General features: G+C 50.5%; 14 protein-coding genes. All 14 read right to left on the bottom strand.

From position 1 onward, the window contains the following. Positions 1-27: 27 nt before the first annotated feature. A complete protein-coding gene (locus C5O19_RS12525) occupies positions 28-1,566 on the bottom strand; it encodes a sulfatase family protein (protein ID WP_104712647.1) in 1,539 nt (512 codons plus the stop codon). A 64-nt stretch (positions 1,567-1,630) separates the two neighbouring features. Further along, the gene (locus tag C5O19_RS12520) at positions 1,631-2,212 is read right to left on the bottom strand and encodes a peptidylprolyl isomerase (RefSeq protein WP_104712645.1); all 582 of its coding nucleotides are present in this window, start codon (positions 2,210-2,212) and stop codon (positions 1,631-1,633) included. A 53-nt stretch (positions 2,213-2,265) separates the two neighbouring features. Then, a complete protein-coding gene (locus tag C5O19_RS12515) occupies positions 2,266-3,123 on the bottom strand; it encodes a dienelactone hydrolase family protein (RefSeq protein WP_104712643.1) in 858 nt (285 codons plus the stop codon). Positions 3,124-3,276: 153 nt separating this feature from the next. After that, positions 3,277-3,714 (bottom strand): carboxymuconolactone decarboxylase family protein, encoded by a 438-nt coding sequence (locus C5O19_RS12510; protein ID WP_104712641.1) that lies wholly within the window; start codon positions 3,712-3,714, stop codon positions 3,277-3,279. 79 nt (positions 3,715-3,793) lie between these two features. Continuing rightward, positions 3,794-4,366: a Crp/Fnr family transcriptional regulator gene (locus C5O19_RS12505; RefSeq protein ID WP_104712638.1), complete on the bottom strand. Its 573-nt coding sequence runs from the start codon at positions 4,364-4,366 to the stop codon at positions 3,794-3,796. Positions 4,367-4,490: 124 nt separating this feature from the next. Next, the gene (locus tag C5O19_RS12500) at positions 4,491-6,881 is read right to left on the bottom strand and encodes an ABC transporter permease (RefSeq protein ID WP_104712636.1); all 2,391 of its coding nucleotides are present in this window, start codon (positions 6,879-6,881) and stop codon (positions 4,491-4,493) included. A 64-nt stretch (positions 6,882-6,945) separates the two neighbouring features. Further along, on the bottom strand, positions 6,946-7,242 hold the full coding sequence (locus C5O19_RS12495) for a hypothetical protein (RefSeq protein WP_102202152.1): 297 nt from the start codon (positions 7,240-7,242) through the stop codon (positions 6,946-6,948). A gap of 223 nt (positions 7,243-7,465) precedes the next feature. Beyond that, on the bottom strand, positions 7,466-9,904 hold the full coding sequence (locus tag C5O19_RS12490; protein ID WP_104712634.1) for an ABC transporter permease: 2,439 nt from the start codon (positions 9,902-9,904) through the stop codon (positions 7,466-7,468). 23 nt (positions 9,905-9,927) lie between these two features. Beyond that, positions 9,928-12,324: an ABC transporter permease gene (locus C5O19_RS12485; RefSeq protein ID WP_104712632.1), complete on the bottom strand. Its 2,397-nt coding sequence runs from the start codon at positions 12,322-12,324 to the stop codon at positions 9,928-9,930. A 71-nt stretch (positions 12,325-12,395) separates the two neighbouring features. Further along, a complete protein-coding gene (locus C5O19_RS12480; RefSeq protein ID WP_104712629.1) occupies positions 12,396-14,813 on the bottom strand; it encodes an ABC transporter permease in 2,418 nt (805 codons plus the stop codon). Between the two features lie 125 nt (positions 14,814-14,938). Beyond that, positions 14,939-17,347 carry an ABC transporter permease gene (locus C5O19_RS12475; protein ID WP_104712627.1) on the bottom strand — a complete coding sequence of 803 codons (2,409 nt, stop codon included), beginning with the start codon at positions 17,345-17,347 and terminating at the stop codon, positions 14,939-14,941. A gap of 125 nt (positions 17,348-17,472) precedes the next feature. Next, on the bottom strand, positions 17,473-19,845 hold the full coding sequence (locus C5O19_RS12470; protein WP_104712625.1) for an ABC transporter permease: 2,373 nt from the start codon (positions 19,843-19,845) through the stop codon (positions 17,473-17,475). A 178-nt stretch (positions 19,846-20,023) separates the two neighbouring features. After that, on the bottom strand, positions 20,024-20,713 hold the full coding sequence (locus C5O19_RS12465; protein ID WP_094813994.1) for an ABC transporter ATP-binding protein: 690 nt from the start codon (positions 20,711-20,713) through the stop codon (positions 20,024-20,026). Between the two features lie 131 nt (positions 20,714-20,844). Next, on the bottom strand, positions 20,845-22,107 hold the full coding sequence (locus tag C5O19_RS12460) for an efflux RND transporter periplasmic adaptor subunit (RefSeq protein WP_104712623.1): 1,263 nt from the start codon (positions 22,105-22,107) through the stop codon (positions 20,845-20,847). Positions 22,108-22,137 lie beyond the last annotated feature (30 nt).

The raw sequence follows: 22,137 nt of genomic DNA, 5'->3' as shown, positions 1-22,137 counted from the left end.
TACCTTGTCAGCGGGGCTTCCGGTTCGTTACGGATTGGTTTGTTGCAGCAGGCCCAGGGCTTCGTCGTCTTTGTACGTAACCATCAGCTCTTTCAGTTGGGCTTTTAGATCAGCGGTGATTTTCTCGGTACCTTTCTGACCATACAGGTTTTTTAATTGCTGAGGATCTTTCTGTAAATCATACAGTTCCCAGGTATTGATGTCCCCGTAAAAGTGCACCAGCGTATAACGCTCCGTACGCACGCCAAAGTGCGGGTACACGTGGTGCGGTTCCGGAAATTCGTAGTAGTGGTAATACGCCGCCGTCCGCCAGGCTGGTTTTTCGTTTTTCAGCAGGGGCAGAAAGGATTTTCCCTGAATATCTTGAGGAACCTTCGTACCCGTCAGCTCAAGCAGGGTAGGAGCCCAGTCGATATTCGACACCAGCTGCGGTACTTTTTTACCCGCTTGGATGACGCCCGGGTACCGAATCACGAAGGGCGTTTTCAGGGATTCTTCGTAGATGAATCGTTTGTCAAACCAGCCGTGTTCACCCATATAGAAACCCTGATCGGACGCATAAATCACGACGGTATTTTTAGCCAGCCCCTTTTGATCCAGGTAGTCCAGTAATCGGCCAATGTTGCGGTCCAAAGATTTTGCCGTAGCGAGGTAATCTTTTAAATACCGCTGGTATTTCCATTCCACTAAGGCTTTACCCGTCAGTTTCTTCTCGTCAAATTCCTTACTGATTTTGTTTTCGTAGTAGTCGTAAAAAGCTTTTTTCTGCTCGGGTGAAAAGCGGTTGTAGCCGTTGAATCGGTTCTTCGCGTCGTAGTTCAGGTGAACTTTCAGGTCTTCCTTCAAACGCATCGTTTGGTCGATGGTCATATCCTGTTTTTCGGCGGCTTCCCGACCTTCGTAGGCATCATAAAACGAAGCGGGAAGGGGGAAGTTCACGTCGTCATACGCTCCTAAATCCTGAATGTCGGGCAGCCATTCGCGGTGCGTGGCCTTGTGTCCCACAACCAGAAAAAAGGGCTTAGAGGCATCCCGTTTATTGAGCCAGTCAAGCGAAAGCTCGGTAATGACATTGCTCACGTACTTGCCTTCATGCCGCACGGTATCTTTCTTCCCGTTCACGAAGTCCGGACTGTAATAATGCCCCTGGCCGGGTAGTACATCCAGATAATCGAACCCGTGGGGCAGACTGCCCAGGTGCATTTTTCCAATCCAGGCCGTCTGATAGCCGTTTTTCTGCAATTCTTCGGGAAAGACGGGCTGGTTGATGTTGAACTTCCGTTCGTTGAGCTTGTACCCGTTCAGGTGACTGTACTTGCCCGTGAGTAAGGTAGCCCGGCTCGGTCCGCAAATGGAATTGGTGACTACATTGTTGAGTAACAGGGCACCTTCGTTAGCGATCCGGTCAATGTTGGGCGTTTGGGCGAGTTTACTACCGTAGGCACTAATGGCCTGGTAGGCGTGGTCGTCTGAGAAAATGAAAATGACGTTAGGTCGATTCGGCTGTTGGGCTCGCAGGGAACCCAGGGTCAGCAGAGCCACCCCGAGGTAGAGAAAGCGTTTCATAGGTTTATCGATCAAAAGGCCTGTAATCGGCTAGCGGTCAGCGTTGCGGGGTAACAAAGGTGATTTATTTTACGAAATACCCCAACTTTTTCAATTCCGAACCGCTCAACTGTATCACATTTACATCCAGTGTAATGGGCGTTAGGGGCGTGTCGGTACTGTCGCGTTTGACGGCTACAATCGCATCTACTATGTCCATCCCTTTAAAAACCTGTCCGTATACAGTGTATTTGTCGTCCAGTCGGGCCAGTCCCTGTTTGTTTTGTACAATATAAAACTGACAACCCGCCGAAAGCATACCCGGATTATCGTCACGCCCCGCACCTACAGCTCCATAAACGTGGCGGATGCTCTTGACAAATTCCGGCTTGAGCAAATAGGGCGAACCGGCAAACCCTTCCGGCGTATCAGGACAGCCGCCCTGAGCCACGAAATTCGGAATGACCCGGTTGAAGGTGTACGAATCCCAGTAGCCTTGTTTGGCCAGTTTGATAAAGCTGGCTTTGTGATTAGGCGTTTCGTCGTACAGCCAGAAAAGAATCTCACCCTGGGGCGTTTTAATCTGCCCTACCGGATACGTTTTCTCGGGCTTGGAAGCGAGTAAAAGGATGGCTAACAGGGGGAGAAGAAAGTAGCGTTTGTTCATGAAAAAAGAGAGATGAGACGTCAGAGAAAGCGGCTTGATTCAGACCCAGCTGCCTACCCCAAACGGGCTTTAAAAAACGTGAGAGTACGCTCCCAGGCTAGTTTGGCAGCGGCTTCGTTGTATCGCGTTGGAGCCGTGTCGTTGTTAAAGGCGTGCTGAGCCCCTTCGTACACGTATAGTTCGTAATGGATATGATTCGCTTTCAGAGCTTCTTCGTAGGCGGGGATGCCTTTGTTGACGCCTTCGTCCAGCCCTCCGTAATGTAATTGCACGGCCGATTTGATTTTAGCGACATCCGCGGCTTCGGGTTGGCGACCGTAAAAAGCAACGGCGGCATCCAGCGTGGGGTCATGGATGGCGAGTTGATTCGCTAAGGCTCCGCCCCAGCAAAAACCAACGCAACCCGTTTTGCCATTCGCCGCCTTCAAACCTTTGGCGTACGCAAAGCTTTTAAGAAAGTTCTGGAGATTTTGCTCCTTATCGAGCTTGCCGATGAGCGTGCGAGCCTCGTCCTCATTGCTGGGCGTACCTCCAAATGGGGAAAGAGCATCGGGGGCCAAGGCGACGTATCCGGCTTTCGCTACGCGACGGGTTACATCACGAATGTGCGGATTAAGGCCCCGGTTTTCGTGAATGACCAAGACAATGCCGCGTTTTCCGGGAGCTTTGGGCTGAGCCAGATACCCTTTCATGGTCGTCCCTTCACCCGGATACGAAACATCTTCGAGGCGTAGATCGGGGTCGTCTTCGGGAATGGTCGTGGCGTGGGCGTAATTGACTTCCAGCAGGGGTAACACGGCCATGGCCGCCGTCACACTACCGGTAAGTTTGGCCAGTCGGCTCAGGAAATCTTGCCGGGTTAAAGGCTTGTGGGTATATTCGTCGAAGAGGTTAATAATTCGCTGATCCATAATAAACCGGGCGTTAGTAGAAGCGAAACAAGTGCCTACGAAAGATGCTATTTTTTTGAAGAAGCTCCGCCGTTCATCCCATGTTTTTTATAGTACCAAGCAAAGAGACGCGAGGGCATCGCGTCTCTGAAAAGCAGAAAAGGGAACTAATCATTAATTCGAAGCCGGTTGCAACTGCGTGGTAATGGCAATTCGGTTCCAGGCATTGATGGCTACGATGGCTATAATCAGCTGCGTAAGGTATTGGTCGTCAAACAGTTGATGGGCTTTGGCATAGGTGGCATCGGATACGCCGCCCTGATGAATGAGGGTCACTTCTTCCGTAAGTGCCAGAATGGCTCGTTCTTCCTCGGTATATAAATTGGTTTCTTTCCAGGCATTCAGCAGATAAATCCGCTGCTCAGTTTCGCCGTTTTTACGGGCATCTTTGGTGTGCATGTCGATGCAAAAGGCACAGCCATTGAGTTGCGACGTACGCATTTTAATGAGTTCCTTGTGCGTAGCGGACAGAGGGCTGGTGAATTTTTCGAGTGCAAGCAATCCTTTGACGGCTTCTGCATTCGACTGGGCGATATTGATTCGCTGTTTCATGGTTTGTGGTGTTTTTAAGTACACTGCAAACCTAGCGGGTCCGTTTTCGCTAAAACTTAAGCTGGTTTAAGAAAGCAAATCAAACCAGTTTTTTTCGGAGTTCACTCAGGTACTCCGGCGTTAAACCTAAGTACGAGGCCAGCATGTACTGTGGAATACGCTGCGTAAAACCGGGGAAATGGGCTACGAAGTTGCGATAACTTTCTTCCTTGGAATAATCGTGCAAAAACTTGAGGCGGCGTTGTGAGGCGGCCAAAGCCCGCTGAAACATGAGTCGGAAATACCGTTCGAGCTGAGGAAATTCGTGGTACAACTGGTTCTGAAAGTCGGCCGGAATGGCGAAAACCTCAGTAGGCTCCAGGGCCTGAATGTAAAATTCCGAGGGTTGCTGGGTGGCGTAACTCATATAATCGGCCAGCCACCAGTTTTCGAGGGCAAACTGCGTAATCTGTTCCGTACCTTTTTCGGTAAGGTAAAAGAGCCGCAGACAGCCTTTTTCGACAAAATAATTAGCCCGGCAGATCTGCCCCTCTTCCAGGAGATAAGCTTTTTTCGGTACGGAAATGGGTTTCAGGTACGCCAACAGTCGCTGAACTTCTTCTTCCGTAAGCTCCACGTATTTTCGAATGTGCTGGATGAAGTGAGGGTGCATAGGCAGTGGGGTAAAGCTATGATGCGAAGGTAAGCGAAATCCGTTTTTTCCGCTTAAAACAACGGAGTCCGTAGCATCTGCTACGGACTCCGTTCCCTATAGTTGACTTCACCAAACCAATCCATTACTCCGTTTTCAAACTCTTCACCGGATTCGCCGTGGCGGCTTTCAGCGTCAGTGAACTGACCGTCAGAATCGCAATGCCCAGGGCCAGTATGCCCGCCGTTGGGAAGGTCCACCAGGGGAGTGCCGCCCGGTAATGGAAATCTTCGAGCCAGCGATTCATGGCGTACCAGGCGAGTGGACTGGCAATCAGAATGGCGATCAGTACCAGCTTGATGAATTCCCGCGAAAGCAGGGCCGTAATCTGGAAGGAGCTGGCCCCCAGTACTTTGCGTACGCCTATTTCCTTGGTTCGTTGGAAGGTAGCGTACGAAGTAAGGCCAATTAGACCCAGGCAGGCAATGAAAATGGCAATGCTGGCAAAGTAGATGAATAAGCGGCCAAACTGTTCTTCGCCTTTGTATTTATCATTGAACGACTGATCGATAAAGAAATAATCGAAGGGACGATCCGGTACTGCCCGCTCCCAGACGGTCTTCAGAGCCGAAAGGGTGCTGGGCAGTTGAGCGGCCTTTACTTTGATGGAAACCTGCTGGCATTCGTGGGGATTGATGCGGAAGGTAGCCGCCGTAATGGCCTCCCGTAAAGACGCCGAATGGAAATTCTTCACCACGCCGATGATGCGTCCTTTGCGTCCCCACTGGTCAAATTTCTTACCGATGATCTGCGAGGGCGAAGCGTAGCCGAAGTTCTTAACGGTAGCTTCATTCACGATCAAAGCTTCCGTGGAATCCGTGGCGTAATCGCGGGCGAACAACCGCCCGGCCAGTAAAGGAATTTGATACTGCTTTAGGAAGTTATAATCGATGGAATAAAGGTCCATATTCGCAGCCTGCATATCGCCTGACTTATTTTCGAGACTGGTGTAGGCTCCCTGGGCTCCGCTGCCGGGTACGGACGAGGATTGAGTTACGGATTCAACTCCGGCAACGTTTCCTAATTGTCGTAGCAATGACTCGCTGTGCCGATCCAGGTAACCCGGATCGTTGAGGTTGAGCACCAGCATCTGATCCTTAGCAAAGCCCAGCGACTGGCCACGCATGTAGTTGAGCTGCGTATACACCACCAACGTACTCACAATCAGGCTTACTGAAATCACAAATTGAAAGACGACGAGTGATTTCCGAAGGATCAGTCCCTGACGGCTGGTCGCAAAGCGGCCCTTCAGCACCGTAATCGCCTTCATTCCCGACAGCACCAAAGCTGGATACAGACCCGCCAGCAGTCCAACAATAACGGCCAGCAGCAGCAGAATAAGCCAGAAGGTTGGGTGGGTGAGGGTAGAGGTGAGAATGGTCTTGCCGGAAAACTCATTGAACAAGGGTAGGAGTAATTCACTCAGTAATACGGCTATGATAAAAGCCAGCGAACTAAGCAGTACGTATTCGCTCAGAAACTGGAAGGTAAGCTGTTGCCGCTCGGCTCCCACGACTTTTCGTACGCCCACTTCCTTGGCTCGTTCACTAGCCCGGGCAATCGTCAGGTTGATGAAATTGATACAGGCCAGCAGCAGAATAAAGGCCGCAATGACCGAAAAGATGTACACGTTTTTGAGGCTTCCCTGCTCAGGTGCACCGCGATCGGACTTCAGATAAATGTCCTGTAGGGGCTGCAAACGAAGCGTGTAGTGCATCTGAAACTGGGCGAGTTCTTTACCCACCAGTCGGTCAAGGAGAGCCGGAATTTTAGCTTCCAGGCCTTGAGCATTCGTATTTTTCTTCAGTAAGAGATACGAATAAAAGGCAAAGTTGCTCCACTGCTGGTCCACGTTGGGCTGTAATTCCCGCGTTAGGGTAGACATCGAAAGCAGCATATCAAAGGGAATATGGCTGGTTTCGGGAATGTCCTTCAGTACACCCGTTACTTTCACCGGAAACTTGCCTTCCATCCGCAAGGTCTGTCCCATTGGATTTTCGTCCCCAAAGTATTTTTTCGCGGTTTTCTGTGTGAGTACGGCACTAAACGGAGCCTTCAAAGCCGTGCGGGCATCCCCTTGTAGCAAGGGAAACGAAAATACCTCGAACAGCGTGGAATCGGCCATGTAGATCCGGTTTTCCTGAAACTTCTGGTCATCACGAGCAAATACCGCCGTGCGTGCCCAGAGCCGCGTATAGGCCTCTACTTCGGGAAAATTTTGTTTCAGAGCCGGAGCCATTGGGCCGGACGTAATGTCTGGATGAATCGTTTCCGTGGGGGTTTTAATGTCCGTAACCACACGATAAATCCGATCGCCTTTTTCGTGGAAGGTATCGTAACTCAGTTCGTGCAGCACGTACAGGCTGATCAGCAAACAGGCCACAATGCCTACGGATAGTCCCGCCAAGTTCACAAACGTGAACAGGCGGTTTTTGAGCAGACTTCGAAAAGCGATTTTAAAGTAGTTTCGTAGCATACGTGTAATCGGTAGTGACACGAAAATCGCGTCTTATGGGGTCTTCAAGTGTACAGAAGGAGCCTTAGCTCTCTATTATTTCCACGGTTCTCATCTTCGTCAAACCATCTTTTTTGACGAACGTGATGGGTACAAAGTCATCGGTCGGAGCCCCGATGTAATACAGGGACCATTCCTGATCGTAGGTGGTCAGCATTTCCCGCAGGCATTCCACGCGGTTGAACGAGGGCGTTGAGCAGTCGTCCCAGCGAAATAACTCGACCCGGTAATGCAAGTCCTGTTTTTGACCGTTGATGCTTACCGAAATTTCAATTTCCTGTTTCCCGGGCAACGAAGGCAGAGGTATTGCAATATAAGACATACGTGCGGCTGGTTAAGAAGTTATACGATCAGGTAAAGGACTGTGTTTTAAAAGTATGCCAGTTAAAGAATGATATTAGTAATGGACTGGTAGTCAGCAGAGTAATAAAAAATAAATGTCCGAAACTGAACGGTCGATGTACAGTTTCGGACATGGAGTAGAGGCTTCTGAGCTTTTGATAAACCCGTTGGTTACAAGGAGCGTTTCGCCGGTGACAAGCAGGTTATTCGCTCTTCAGACTCTTTACCGGATTCACCATTGCCGCCCGAATCGTCTGGCTACTGACCGTGGCCAGAGCAATCAGAAACGCAATACCTCCCGCTCCGGCAAAAAGCCACCAACTCAGATTAATGCGGAACGCAAAGGCCTGTAACCATTCGTTCATCAGGTACCAGGAGATGGGTACGGCCAGCACATAGGCAATCAGGACGAGTGTCATGAAGTCTTTCGAAAGCAGACCTACGATGTGACCCACACTGGCCCCCAGTACTTTCCGAACCCCAATTTCTTTGATCCGTTGCTCCGCCGTAAAGGCCGCCAGTCCGTATAAACCCAGACAGGCAATCAGAATGGCTATCGCTGTAAAGTAGCCAATCATGGTTCCCATGGTTTGCTCGGCTTCGTAATTCCGCTGAAAATCCTGATCGAGGAAGCTGTACTCAAAAGGCTCGTCCGCGTTCAGACTTTTCCAGGTGTTTTCCAAGGAAGCCAGCAGGCGTTTCACTTGTGGCGTATTGGTTCGGATGACCATGTAGTTAAGACCCCAGGGAGCCAGCGTAAATCCAAAGCTGTTGATGGGCTGTTGCAGACCCATGAAATTGAAATCCCGAACGACACCCACTACCTGATAATCCAATTGTTCATTCGAACTTTTCCAGCGTATCCGCTGACCGAGGATATTCTGCGGTGTATAGCCTAACCGGGCTACAGCCGTTTCGTTGAGAATAATTCGCTGGGCTGTATCCGCCGGAAATTTAGTCGAGAAAAACCGTCCACTGAGCAAATGAAAGCCCATGGTTTCCAGAAAATCGTAGTTGACGTGATTCATCTTTACGTTTACGGCCTGTTCAATATTTTGGCCCAACCGCACGAAATTCTGATCGCCCGCCACAAAAACGCCCGGATAACTCGTAGCCGCGGCGGATGCCACTACCTCTGCCTGTTTGTCAACGGCTTGTTTGAATGTCCGGTAATTGTCTTTGGCCTGGGAGGTACGCAGGGGGACTACCAGTTGCTGATCTTTCACAAAGCCCAGGTCTTTTTCCTGAAGAAAACGCATCTGCCGCCAGATCACCAGTGAACCTAGAATCAGCATAATCGATAGGGCAAATTGAAAGACGACCAGCCCTTTCCGCAATTGGGTAACGGCCAGACTGTTGCTGGCTTTGCCCTTCAAGACCTGAGCCGGATTGAAAGAGGACAAATAAAAGGCCGGATAACTACCCGCCACCAGGCCCGTTAGTAAAGCCAGCCCCACAAATAATAGGAGCTTGTCGTAATCTTTCGTCAGGGATACGTCCAGATTTGTACCGGCAACCTGATTAAATACCGGCAAACTGAGTTCCACCAGCAGAATGGCAATGGTAAGTGAAAGCAGACTAATCAGCATTGACTCACCCAGAAACTGACCCACCAGCGTTTGCTTTTCAGCCCCCATGACTTTACGTACGCCTACTTCCGCTGCCCGCTTACCCGAACGGGCTGTACTCAGGTTCATGAAGTTGATACACGCAATCAGTAGGGTAAAAAGGGCTACCGTAGCTAGGATGTACACCAACTGACTGTTTCCTTTTTTATTGAACATGCCTTCGGCTTCCGTATGCAGATGAATGCGTGGAACCGATTCCAGGTACTGGTTCTTACGAAAAGCGACCTTCTTCAAGTCTTCGCCCATGTACTTTTGAATGAAGGCCGGAAACTTGGCTTCCAGAGCCTTGGCATCGCTACCGGGCCGAAGTTTGATGTAGGTATAGAACATGTTGTTCACCGCGAAATTCTGGATGCTTCGGACAAAGGCTCCCAGCTCGCCCGTTTGCAGGGACATGAGGTAGTGCGTATCCAGGTGGGAGGGGCCTTTGGATTCAAAGACACCCGTCACCTTAAAGTCCAGATCGCCGTTACTATTGCTAATCCGGATAACCCGGTTCAGAGCCGGAGCGTTACCAAAAAGCTTTTGGGCCACTTCTTTGGAAAGCACGACCGTATTGGGTTGATCCAACGCTCGTTGAGCATTGCCTTCGAGGAATGAATACGTAAAGATTTTGAAAAACGTAGGATCGGCGTACGCTCCCTTGCTTTCGTAAAAAGTCTGTACAGAATGACCGCCCTCCATCCGTCTGAGAATGGCTTTATCTTCCGAAAAAGGAATGAATACGCGGGTGACTTCTTCGACTTCCGGAAACTCGTTTTTGAGAGCTGCTGCTACCGGAGCCGCACTCGTGGGAGCCCGTTCGGTTTTGCTTTCGGTGACAAATTCCGTTACCAGACGGTACAAATCATCCGCCTTTTCGTGATGACGGTCGTAACTCAGTTGCTGCTGCACGTACAGTAAAATGAGCATACAGCAGGCCATACCCACGGCTAGGCCGACGATATTAATCAGGGAAAAAGACTTGTTTTTCCATAAGTTCCGTAGGGCGATTTGGATGTAATTGCGGAGCATCGATTCAGGATTTACGGGAAATATTATTCACTTTTTAGACTTCGAACGGGATTCATCAACGCCGCACGCAGGGCCTGACTACTGACCGTCAGCAGAGCAATCAGCAAGGCCAGCAGTCCGGCAGCCACGAAGACCCAGCCACTAATCTGGATGCGATAGGCAAAGCTGGTCAGCCATTCATTCATCATCCACCAGGCCAAGGGCGAGGCAATCAGGAAGGCAAGGCCCACGAGTTTGAGGAAGTCGCTGGATAACAGGGTAACCAGTTGAAATTCATTGGCTCCCAGCACTTTGCGAACGCCAATTTCTTTGGTCCGTTGTTCGGCTGCATACGCCGCCAGTCCAAACAGACCGAGGCAGGCAACGAGGATGGTCAGGATGGAGAAAACCAGCACGACCTGGGCCGTTCGCTGTTCAGTCTGGTAAAGATTATTTAGGTACTGATCTAGAAAGGTGTATTCAAAGGCCGACTGCGGCATACTCTCCGAGAAAGCATTTTCCAGCTGCGACATGGCCTGCGTCAGCCGCTGCGTGCGAAGTTTCACCAGCAGGTAGCGATACGATTCGGTATTGGCATTATGAAAAGCATAACCCCCGATGGGTTGATGAAAATTTTCAAAATGAAAGTCTTCGACGACGCCCACGATCTCCGTATTGTTATCACCGAAAAGCCCGTACGCTTTGCGGCCGATGGCGTTTTCCGGCGTGTACCCGAGAAAAGCTACCGCTTTCCGGTTCAATACGACCTGGACCGTCGTGTCTTTGGCATCTTTAGGAATCGAGGGAAGGGTTTTTCCCGCAATCAGTTTCAGGCCAAGTACCTGTACAAAATCCGGCGTGGCGTGATTGGTCGTCATTTTGAATTCTTCCGACGACTGTAAATTCTTTCGTAGGGAACGACCACTGCCGCCACTGGCCGGAAACGTCTGGGCCCGGGATACTTCCACCACATCGGGCAGGGAGCGAACGCGGTTCATGAGTCCGTCAATTTGCGTTTTGGACTCCGCCGCAACGGTAGTAACCGCCACCACCTGTTCGGGCTGATACCCCAGTTTCTGATGCTGTACAAACCGAAGCTGCTGGTAGAAAATGATACTACTGATAACGAGCACTATGGAAGCTGTAAACTGGATAACGACCAGACTACGCCGGAATAATCCGGCTCCGGTATTGGCCCGGAAATTAGTTTGTAACAGATTTTTAGGGGCGTAGGACGACAGGTACAAAGCCGGATACGAACCGGCAATCAGGGTCACGAGGGTTCCCGTCAGTACTAATCCGATAATGACTTCGGGCGACAGAACCGCATGGGCCGTAAGGTTCCGCGAAGCAAGGCTATTGAATATCGGTAAAAAAGCTTCCAGCAAAGCAATGCTTAAAAGAATGGACAGCAAGACCAGAATCGCCGTTTCAATATAGAACCGACGGGCAACCAAACTGCGGGAAGCTCCCAGGGCCTTATTGATCCCCACCTCACGAAAACGTTGCTGAGAGCGAGCCGTGCTCAGGTTCATGTAATTGATACAGGCAATGACCAGTACTACAAAGGCCAGTACAACCAGAATCCGTACCTGCTGGGGATCGCCGATTTTTTGGGTGTACACGTGGGCGACGTCTTCGGAATGCAGGTGCATGTCCGTTAAGGGTTGCAGGTACGCGGTGTAATAACGGTTCTCTTCGGGAACATTCTGTTTAATCAGCTTGTCCAACTGCCGCTCGACCGAAGTAGGCTGGGTCTGAGGATTTAACAGGACGTAGGTTTCAAAACTGGCATTGCTCCAGGAAAGGTTTTTGTACGCCCATTTTTCCGTAGCAAAGGAACCAATCAGGTTGGCATCGAACGAGGAGTGGTCCGGAAAATCCGCGTAGACGCCCGTTACCTCCAGCGTTGTTCGGTTATCGACTTTGAGGTCTTTACCCAGCGGATTTTCGTTGCCGAAATAACGTTCCGCTGTACGCTGACTGATCAGTACCTGATTTGGTTTTTCGAGTGCCGTTTGGGGATTGCCCTGCACGAGCGGAAGATCAAATACCTGAAAAAGCGTGGAATCAGCCCAGTACAGGCTTTTTTCAACGAATTTCTTTTCGCCCGTTGTAATGAAAGCCGATTCTCCGAAGTTGTGTTTCAGAAACCGAACCTGTTGCTTCACGCCGGGAATTTTCTCCTGCATGGTTGGGCCGATGATGTTCGGAGCTGTCGCCCATTTCTCCTCCTTGTCGTCAAACGACACCGCCAGATTCACCCGATAAATCTGCTCGGCCTGTCGATGGTACCGATCAAAGGCTAACTCATCCTTGATGTACAAAAACAGCAGTAAGGATACCGTCAGACCCAGCGAAAGGCCCAGCATGTTCAGGCCGGTAAAGAGGCGACTCTTCCAGAGATTGCGAAGGGCAAGTTTGAGATAGTTCTGAAACATAAACGTTGAAAGAAAGAGAATGAATCAATACGGAAAACCCTACGGCTGACCTCAGCCGTAGGGTGAAAAAATTACTCCGATTTTAAACTCTTGACGGGGTTCATGGCCGCCGCCCGGATGGCCTGACTACTAATTGTTAGCAGAGCAATGCAAAGCGAAGCGGCTCCTGCTCCGACGAAAATCCAGATACTCAGCGAGCTGCGGTAGGCAAAGCCTTCGAGCCATTGGTCCATGACGTACCAGGCAATGGGAACGGCGATGAGGAAGGCAATACCGATGAGCCGTACGAAATCACTGGAGAGCAGAGCAACCAGTTGCAGTTCAGTGGCTCCCAGCACCTTCCGTACCCCGATTTCCTTGGTCCGCTGTTCGGCCGAATACGCTGCCAATCCAAATAGACCCAGACAGGCAATGACAATGGCCGTAATCGCAAACGATAGAAAGACTTTGCCGACGCGTTGCTCACTACGGTAGATACTGTCGAAGGCTTCGTCCATAAACTGAGCCCGGAAGGGTTGCCCCGGCAGCACGCGTTGCCAAGTTTGTTCAATTTTGGCTACGGTTTCGGGCAGTTGCTGCGTCTTTAGTCGAAAGGTAGCGTAGCCCGCTGGCTTGGCGTTGAGTAAGAGGCATAAAGCTCCAACGTTCTCCCGGAGGGACTCGTAGTTGAAATTTTTTACGACGCCGATGACGTTTAATTGCCGGGTTCGGCCCGTTTGCGGATCTTCAATTTCCGCAATCTTGCGACCCGTCGGACTCGTGTACCCGAAGAGTTTCGCTGCAGTTTCATTTAGAATAACCGCCGATGAGTCGGTCGCCATCTGATTGGAAAAATTCCGTCCCGCCAACAACTGTAAGCCCATGGTTTTCATGTAGTCCGGGTCTACGTACCACGTTTGCATCTGCACGGCCCGTTCCGGGGTTATTTCACCTTCCGGAAAAAACGAATCGTTTCCGCGCCACGAAGGGGTCGGCAGGTAGCCCGTAACCGTTCCGCTTTGTACGCCGGGGATGCGTAAAATTTCGTTTTTCAAGGCCTGTACCTGGGGACCATAGACGCCATCAAGCATGAGGACTTGCTCGCGATCAAAACCCACCTGTTTCTGCTGAATGAAATTCAGTTGCCGATGAATTGCCAGGGTACAGATGATCAGGAATACCGAGGCGAAAAACTGGAAAACGACCAGCGAACTCCGTAGCCAGCCGCTTCGCATCCCGGCGGTAAGCTTGCCTTTCAGTACTTTGGCGGGTTCGAAAGAAGACAGGTAAAAGGCCGGGTAGCTGCCCGCCAGTACGCCTACGAACAGGGCAAAGGTTAGCAGGAAGGGCAGCAGGTACCAGTCACGAATGAAATTAAGCGAAAGCTGTTTGTCGGCTAATTGGTTAAAAGCGGGCAAGGCCAGTTCCACCAATAATAAAGAAATACTACAAGCCATGAAACTGAGCAGGATGGATTCCGTCAGAAACTGCCCGATCAGGTGGGCACTCGCTGAACCCAGTACCTTTCGTACGCCTACTTCCTTGGCCCGGTGAGCCGAACGGGCCGTCGCGAGGTTCATGAAGTTGATGCAGGCAATGAAAAGTATGAAGATGGCAATGGCTGAAAAAATGTAAACGTACTGAATGTTACCCGAGGGATTCATTTCATCCACGCGATTGGAATGTAAATGAATGTCCGGAACGGGCAAGAGTGTATAGCGGACGTAGCTGCCACCCGCCTCCAGTTCGGCTACGTTCTTGCCCAGCCACTGTTGAATCATCGGACCGCCGTGTTTTAGAAAGAGCTGCCGAATTTGACCTTCGACCTGCTGAGGCGATACGCCGGGCTTGAGCAAAAGGTACGTGCTGTAGTTATGGCTCAGCCAGCTATTTTCCTTGCTATCGGCGTGATCCAGCATGCTGAAATACAGATCCGCATTGAGGTGGGAGGTACGGGGTAGGTCTTCGATTACACCCGTGACTTTATACGGGACATTTTCGTTCAGTATTAATGTTTTACCGACGGCTTCCGGAGTATCGAAATACTTCAGGGCCATGCGGCGGGTAATCACTACCGTATGGGGCTGATTGAGAGCGGTTTTGGAGTTGCCGGCAAGGACGGTCAAACCCAGTACATCGAAGAGCGTGGAATCGGCGTAGACCGATCGCTCCTGAATTTTCTCCGTCCCTTTTCGAATCATGCCCGGAGCCTGATCGCGAATGCGGGCCGCTGCTTCGATGTCCGGGTAGGCCTGTGCCAGGGCTGGTCCCATGGGAGCCGCGGAAGCCGCCGTATGGGTTTCGGAACCACCAAAATTGATGTCGGTATTGATGCGGTACGCCCGATCCGCATGGCCCAGAAAGCGATCGTAGCTCAGCTCATCGATGACGTAAAAAGTAATGAGTAAGCATGTCGCGATACCAAAGGCTAGCCCAAACAGGTTGATGGCCGAGTAGGTCTTATTTCGCCAGAGGTTTCGAAAAGCGATTTTTAGATAATTAGATAACATAAATTGGTCGATGGTTGATCGCTGGTTGTTGTTAGTTTTTCGTTGTTGGTTGTTAGGAATTGAGACTTTTGAATGGGCTGTTATTTCATTGTTACAACAAGCAACCCTTAACCAACAACTACCAATTATTCACTCTTTAAACTCTTCACCGGATTGATCAACGCCGTTCGAATGGACTGATAACCAACCGTGAGTAAAGCGATTGTCAGGGTCAGGAGTCCAGCTCCGGCGAAGATCCACCACTGCACCGAGACGTGATAGGCAAACTGTTCCAGCCAGCGTTCCATCGCCAGCCAGACCAGCGGAACCGCGAGGAGGAGAGCAATCAGAACCAGACGGACAAAATCTTTGGAAAGCATGGCCGAAAGCTGCACGACACTGGCTCCGAGTACTTTCCGGATACCAATTTCCTTGGTTCGCTGTTCGGCACTAAAAGCGGCCAGTCCAAGCAGACCCAGACAGGCGATAAAGATGGATAGTCCAGCCGCTAGCGTAAACAATTCGCTGTACTGCTGCTCCGTCTGGTATTGGTAGTTAAACTGTTCGTCGGCGAAATGAAATGAGAAGGGATTGCCCGGAAAAAATCGCTCGTACAGGGTTTGAATCTGACTCAGGTGTTTCTGTAACTGATCCGTGGAAATCTGAGCCGTGAAGTAGGTAGTATTTTGCTGCGGCCAGAAAACGATGGGTTGAATGACTTCCTTTAAACCCAGATGGTGGTAATTTTTAACGACCCCAATCACTTCCACGGCTTGTCCGTTAAAGCTGATGGTTTTCCCAAGGATACTCGTCGGTGTAGCGGATAAGCGGGCAACGGCGGCTTCATTAAGTACCACCTGAGCTACGTTTCTCCAGGGTTTTTCGGTTTCCCCTTTCGTAAACGCACGGCCGGTGGCTAAAGCGATGTCGTAGGTTTTAAAATACTGGTCATCGCAGATTAAGACTTTGTAACTGGTATGAGCCCCTGCGGTGGTCTGGTCGGTCCGTAAGACATTTTCCGTTGAAAAGTTAAAGCCATTACCCGGAACATTCCCCGTATTACTGAAGGACGATACGAAAGCCAACTGACTCACGGCGTTCCGAAAACCTACGGCCCGGTCCTGAAACAAACTGTCATCTCGTCCTACTTCCGGTCCCTGCATCACCAGTAGTTGCTGGAGGTTCATGCCCAGATTTTTACGCTGCATGTAGTGCAACTGATGATAGACGATGAACGTGGCGGCAATTAGGGCAATGGAAATGCTGAACTGAAAGACCACGAGTGATTGTCGTAACCAAGCCCGTCCCGATTTCAGAAATCCACCCTTTAAACTCAGTATGGGATTAATGCTACTCAGAATAAAGGCCGTATAGGCTCCTGAAAGCACACTGCCGGCGATGAAGAACAGAAGTCCATACAGGCCGAAAGCGGAATGCAATAGGATGGATAACGAAAGGTTTTTCTTGATTAACAGATTAAAGGGAATCTGGAGCAGATCCACCAAAACCAGAGCCAGCAGAAGGGCAGTCAGATTCAGAATCATGGATTCGCCCAAAAATTGAGTGATCAACTGATTGCGGTGAGCACCAATGACTTTCCGAACGCCCACTTCTTTGGAACGTTTGGTGGATAACGCCGTACTCAAGTTGACGTAGTTGAACCAGGCAATCAGTAAAATCAGTAAGGCAATGCCGGTCATGATGTACACGAACCCCAGATTGCCATAGGTGGGGTAGGAGTCGTTGAGGGAGGAACCGAGGTGCTGAAACGAAACCGCCTGTAATCGGATTTCGTCCGTGGCTCCGGTGGGTAAGGTCTTGAGCAGGGCATTAAATTTGGCTTCTACGTGGCTCACCGTACTTTGCGGAGCGAGTCGCACGTAGGTCGTCAGAAATTGTGCTCCCACGCCCGTCGGGTCGACCCAGCTATTGGACGCCACAATGGTCGGGTTTTGTAAAGTCGCCAGGGAAAGAACCAGGTCCACCTGTAGATCCGAGTTTTCGGGCATGTTTTCGTACACAGCCACTACGGCGTATTCCAGCTTTCCGAACTGATTGGCCAGTGACAGGCTTTTGCCCACGACGTCGGTACTGCCAAAGAGTGTACGGGCCTGATGGGCGGACAGGGCTACAGTGAGAGGCTTCTTAAGCTCCTGAGCGGAACCTGATAGCAGCGGGAAGTGAAAAAGCTCAAACAGGGAAGCATCCGCGTAAGCCGAATGTTCTTCCCGAAAGGTCTGGTTTGCAACGGTAATGATGCCGTTTGAAATGCCCTCGGCCAGGCGGCAGTAGCCTTTGATTTCTGGGAAATCTGTCCGGAGAATAATGCCCGGAGCCGAACTTCCCTGGGTAGTACCCGCCTGATCTTTCATCAGGATTCGGTACAGGCTGGGCAGTTGCGGATGAAAGGTATTAAAGCTTTTCTCGAAACTGACGTATTCCAGAATGAGCAGCGAAGCCGTAAGCCCCAGAGCCAGCCCCACGAGATTGACCATGGAAAACAGCCGGTTCTTCCATAAACTTCGCCAGGCGATTTTGAGATAGTTCTGTAACATGGCTGCTAAGGCCTAGGGGATGGTGGTTGGTTGATAGTTGTTTGTTTTGGGCTAAAGAAGGTGTTTATCAACGTTGACTTTTAATACGGCAAACGACCTAACAACCCACAACAAACAACTACTCTTTACTCACTTTTCAGACTCTTCACCGGATTGACGGTAGCCGCCCGGAAAGCCTGTGAACTCACCGTGAGTAGAGCGACGAGCAGGGCCAGTAGGCCCGCTCCAACGAATACCCACCAGTCGAGATTTACGTGGTAATAGAACTTGTCGAGGTAATCGCCCAGGGCCCACCAGGCGACCGGCGAGGCCAGCAGGAAAGCAATACCCACGAGTTTAACAAAGTCTTTGGAAAGCAGAGAGATAACACTGAATACGCTGGCTCCCAGTACTTTTCGAATACCAATTTCTTTGGTTCGCTGTTCGGCGGTAAAGGCGGCCAGTCCCAGTAAGCCCAGACAGGAAATGAAGATGCCCAGCCCGGCGAAAACTTTAGCCAAGGTTCCCATGACCTGTTCGGAACGGTACAGCTTGCCGTATTCTACGTCAGCAAAACGGTAAGTGAAGGGGAATTTGGGATTGGCCTGTTTGCAGATGCTTTCCAGACTGGCAATGGCCTGCTGGGTTTGCCCCGGTTGGGTCCGGACCATCATGGCTCCGTAGTAGGAGGTTGACCAGCCTGCATCCAGCCGCAGAATCAAGGGTCTGATTTGTTCGTGGAGTGAATGAAAATGAAACTCATCCACCAGCCCGATAATTGTACCCGGACGGTCCCAGAACGTAATCGGTTTGCCCACCGGATCTTTATACCCCATCAAGGCAGCGGCTTCGCGATTGATCAGGAACGCGGCGGAATCAGTAGCGTATTTTTCGGAAAATTCCCGACCCGACAAGAGCTTGATGCCTAGGGTTTTCAGGCCGTCATACCCAATACCCGTTGCCTCAAACAGCGGACGGGATTCCGGATCTTTTCCGGGCCAGTTTACGCCCGTGGTGTTGCTGCCAAATTCACCAGGTACCTGATTGATGGTACTGATGGACTGAATCCCCGGCATATGCAGGAGTTGCTGATGGATGGTCCGGTACTTCGTCGATAACTCGCCTTCCATCGGAATGTAAATCAAATTCTCGCGATCGTAGCCCAGGTTTTTATTCTGGATAAAACTCACCTGTCGATAGATGATGATCGTACCGACAATGAGGAGAATGGAAAGCGTAAACTGAAAAACCACGAGTCCCTGACGGAACAGTTTACTGCCACGGGAGAACTTCAGGCGACCTTTCAGTACACGAGCCGGATTGAAGCCTGACAGGTAAAACGCCGGATAGCTACCCGCGACGAGACCCGTCAGTAGAGTTACGCCCAGCAAAATCAGATACGTGCTCGGTTGCGTATAACTCAGAACCAGTTGTTTTTCGGTAAGTTCATTGAAGTTAGGCATGACCAACTCTACCAAACCAATAGCCACCAGTACGGCCAGAGCGGTAATCAGGAACGATTCAGCCAGAAACTGCCCAATCAGCGATTCCCGGACGGCTCCCATCACTTTCCGAACGCCCACCTCGCGGCTACGGCGTTCGGAACGGGCCGTCGCCAGATTCATAAAGTTGATACAGGCAATGAGCAGAATAAAAACGGCGACCACGCTGAATAAACGGACGTACTCAATCCGACCCCCGTTTTGAGTACCACCCCGCCAATCGTTGTAGAGGTACGATTCGCTGAGGCGTTGCATGAACAGGGTGTTGGGGTACTCTTCCTTGCGGTAGTTATTCAAAAATTTCTTCAGCCGCTTTTCTACGTTGGCCGTATTCGCATCCGGGCGAAGCTCAAAGTATACACGGGGACCATTGTTACCCCATTGTTCGACCCAGTTGTTTCGCTTGCGGAAGTCTTCCCAGGTAAGCAGGAAATCGTATTTTTCGGAAGCCTGAGCGGGTAAATCTTCAAAAACGGCCGTGACTTTATAAGGAATGTCCCGTCCCGCCACTTCGACCGTTTTGCCCAGGGCGTTTTGTGGACTGCCGAAGTAATTATCAGCCATTTTCCGGGAAATCGCCATGCTTTCGGGAGCCTTCAGGGCCGTGGCGGGCGTACCCGCCAGCAAGGGAATCGAAAACATCTTGAACCAGTCTTCACCGGCCCAGCGGGCTTTCTGCTTGTTGAATTTATCACCAACCGTGAAGTTCAGATCAGTCTCCCAGGTAAAACCCGACGCATGTACCACTTCCGGAAACTTCTTTTTCAACTCGTAACTGAGCATACCGGGCGTGTGCGGACCGGCATTGGTTTCGCCGTTGAAGGTCTGGCTTTGCATGATTCGGTACAGCACCGGACTTTTGGCGTGGTAGTTATCCATTGCCAGCTCATCCTCTACCCAAAGCCCAATCAACAAACTACAGGCCACACCCAGAGCCAGACCAACAATGTTGATCACCGAAAAAACACCGTTTCTCCAGAGATTACGAAAGGCAATTTTGAAGTAGTTGGAAAACATAGCTGAAGGGGAAAGGAGGTTTGGAGTTGTGGGCTTAGAGCAGCCGATGCTGCCGTTTTGAGTTTAGTGTTTTGGGTTTAAAAGGTTGAAGTGCAGAATACTGCAAAATGACCGCAGAGTCATTTCAAAGAAAGTTTCCGCACCTAAAACTTAAAACCCTAAACCCCAAACTCAAAACCTAGATATGAAACTTCGTATTCACGTTTTCCGTCACCACGTGGCCGTCGAAGAGGTTGATGATCCGGTGACTGTAGTTGGCATCATAAGGGGAGTGCGTTACCATGATGATGGTCGTGCCTTCTTCGTTGAGTTGCTGAAGCAGTTTCATGACCTCTTCGCCGTTGGTCGAATCGAGGTTACCCGTCGGCTCATCGGCGAGGATCAGCTTGGGTTTAGCGACTACAGCCCGGGCGATGGCTACCCGTTGTTGCTGACCACCGGAAAGCTGCTGGGGGAAGTGGTCTTTCCGGTGCATGATGTTCATGCGGGTTAGTACCGTTTCAACGAGTTCCTTGCGTTCGGAAGCCGATTTGCCGAGGTACAGCAGGGGAAGTTCAACGTTTTCGTATACGGTCAGTTCGTCGATCAGGTTAAAGCTCTGGAATACGAAACCGATGTTTCCCTTACGGAGCTTCGCCCGTTGGCGTTCCGAGTACTTTGAAATTTCCTCGCCCCAGAAGTTGTACTCGCCCGTGGAAGGGTTGTCCAGCATACCCAATACATTGAGTAAGGTCGATTTTCCGCAACCCGACGGACCCATGATCGCGACAAATTCGCCGTCGGCAATTTCCACATTCACATGATCGAGAGCCGTTGTTTCAATTTCTTCGGTACGGTAAACTTTTCGGAGGTTTTTGATTTGGATCATGGTTGTACGTGTGTGTTGAACTCGGATGAATAGGGTTTAGTCTTTTAAATTTGCCACAAAGGCACAAAGCCACTACGATTCACAAAGCAGATAGTACGTAGTGATTCTTGGTGCCTTCGTGGCAAAAGAGATTACTGCGGTTGCTTTTCATTGAGATTGAGTACTTCATTGTCGCCGAAGAACTCGTAACTCGAGGTGATGACTTTTTCGCCGGGTTTCAGGCCATCCAGTACTTCGTAGTACGTCGGGTTCTTGCGTCCCAACTGGATGTTGCGGCGTACGGCTCGCTGACCACCGGCTTCCACCACGAATACCCAGTTACCGCCCGTTTGCTGATAGAAACCACCCGTGGGAAGCAGTACCGCCTGTTCGGGTTTACCCAGTTCCAGACGAATGCGTAAGGTTTGACCGCGACGAATATCCGTAGGAGCTGTCTGAGCAAACAACATATCGACTTCAAAACGACCGTTGGTAACCGTGGGGAAAACTTTGTCGACGACAAGCTTGTATTCTTTCCCATCCAGATCCGCGTAACCTTCCAGTCCTTTCACGATTCGGGGTAGGTACAGTTCGTCGATGGGCACCCGTACTTTGAATTTATCCAGAATATCGACCTGACCGATTTTAGTACCTTTTGTAATCAGCTGACCGATCTGCAAGTCCGTAGCGGTTGAAAGCTGACCGGAGATGGGAGCCTTGACCAGCAGGTTGTCCAGCATCTGACCTACGTTCTGGATGCTTTCCCAAATCCGTTTTTCGGATTGAGACAGCTGCGAATTTTGCTGAATCCGAATCAGAGAATCCTGCATGTATGAGCGTTGCGTGACGTTGCGGCGGCGTTTCTGGTAGGATACTTCTTCGCGAACATCCTGCATTTCCTTCTCCGAAAGATACTTGGAGGCCCGGTCGTTCCGATTCAGTTGCTGTTCCTTGATTTTGACCTGATAATCGATCTCAGCCAGCGTATTCTGAAGAGCCAGTGTATTCTGTTGCAATTGCAGACGGGAGGTACGGGCGTTGTTCAACTGATCGTATAAGGCCGTTTCCCGGGTCAGTACGTTTAGTTTCAGTTCCGTATTGGAGAGTTGCAGAATCACGTCGCCCGCCTTTACCATATCGCCCGATTGCTTGAAGATTTTCTCAATCGAACCGCCTTCGACGGCGTCCAGCTGTACGCTCTGGATGGGAATAACCGTACCGTTGACGGGAATGAATTCGTTAAAAGCACCCTGCGAAACACTCGATACGGTCAGCTTTTCCGTCTCGACCCGTAGTTGTGTACGCTTATCCCGGAATACCAGTGCCCACAACGTGAGCGACACCAGGAGCAAACCGCCCGTTAAAAAAAAGACACGTTTACGGTTCCAGAATTTTCTTTCAATTTTCTTATCCACGGGGAAAAAAAGGTTAATTGGTTATTGGTT

This window comes from Siphonobacter curvatus (genome assembly GCF_002943425.1).
In the GTDB taxonomy this organism is placed as follows: domain Bacteria; phylum Bacteroidota; class Bacteroidia; order Cytophagales; family Spirosomataceae; genus Siphonobacter; species Siphonobacter curvatus.
This window is presented reverse-complemented; position numbering and strand designations above follow the sequence as displayed.

Coding starts and splice junctions, on each gene's coding strand:
- C5O19_RS12525 (WP_104712647.1), bottom strand. CDS start 1,566: ATGAAACGCTTTCTCTACCTCGGGGTGGCTCTGCTGACCCTGGGTTCC.
- C5O19_RS12520 (WP_104712645.1), bottom strand. CDS start 2,212: ATGAACAAACGCTACTTTCTTCTCCCCCTGTTAGCCATCCTTTTACTC.
- C5O19_RS12515 (WP_104712643.1), bottom strand. CDS start 3,123: ATGGATCAGCGAATTATTAACCTCTTCGACGAATATACCCACAAGCCT.
- C5O19_RS12510 (WP_104712641.1), bottom strand. CDS start 3,714: ATGAAACAGCGAATCAATATCGCCCAGTCGAATGCAGAAGCCGTCAAA.
- C5O19_RS12505 (WP_104712638.1), bottom strand. CDS start 4,366: ATGCACCCTCACTTCATCCAGCACATTCGAAAATACGTGGAGCTTACG.
- C5O19_RS12500 (WP_104712636.1), bottom strand. CDS start 6,881: ATGCTACGAAACTACTTTAAAATCGCTTTTCGAAGTCTGCTCAAAAAC.
- C5O19_RS12495 (WP_102202152.1), bottom strand. CDS start 7,242: ATGTCTTATATTGCAATACCTCTGCCTTCGTTGCCCGGGAAACAGGAA.
- C5O19_RS12490 (WP_104712634.1), bottom strand. CDS start 9,904: ATGCTCCGCAATTACATCCAAATCGCCCTACGGAACTTATGGAAAAAC.
- C5O19_RS12485 (WP_104712632.1), bottom strand. CDS start 12,324: ATGTTTCAGAACTATCTCAAACTTGCCCTTCGCAATCTCTGGAAGAGT.
- C5O19_RS12480 (WP_104712629.1), bottom strand. CDS start 14,813: ATGTTATCTAATTATCTAAAAATCGCTTTTCGAAACCTCTGGCGAAAT.
- C5O19_RS12475 (WP_104712627.1), bottom strand. CDS start 17,347: ATGTTACAGAACTATCTCAAAATCGCCTGGCGAAGTTTATGGAAGAAC.
- C5O19_RS12470 (WP_104712625.1), bottom strand. CDS start 19,845: ATGTTTTCCAACTACTTCAAAATTGCCTTTCGTAATCTCTGGAGAAAC.
- C5O19_RS12465 (WP_094813994.1), bottom strand. CDS start 20,713: ATGATCCAAATCAAAAACCTCCGAAAAGTTTACCGTACCGAAGAAATT.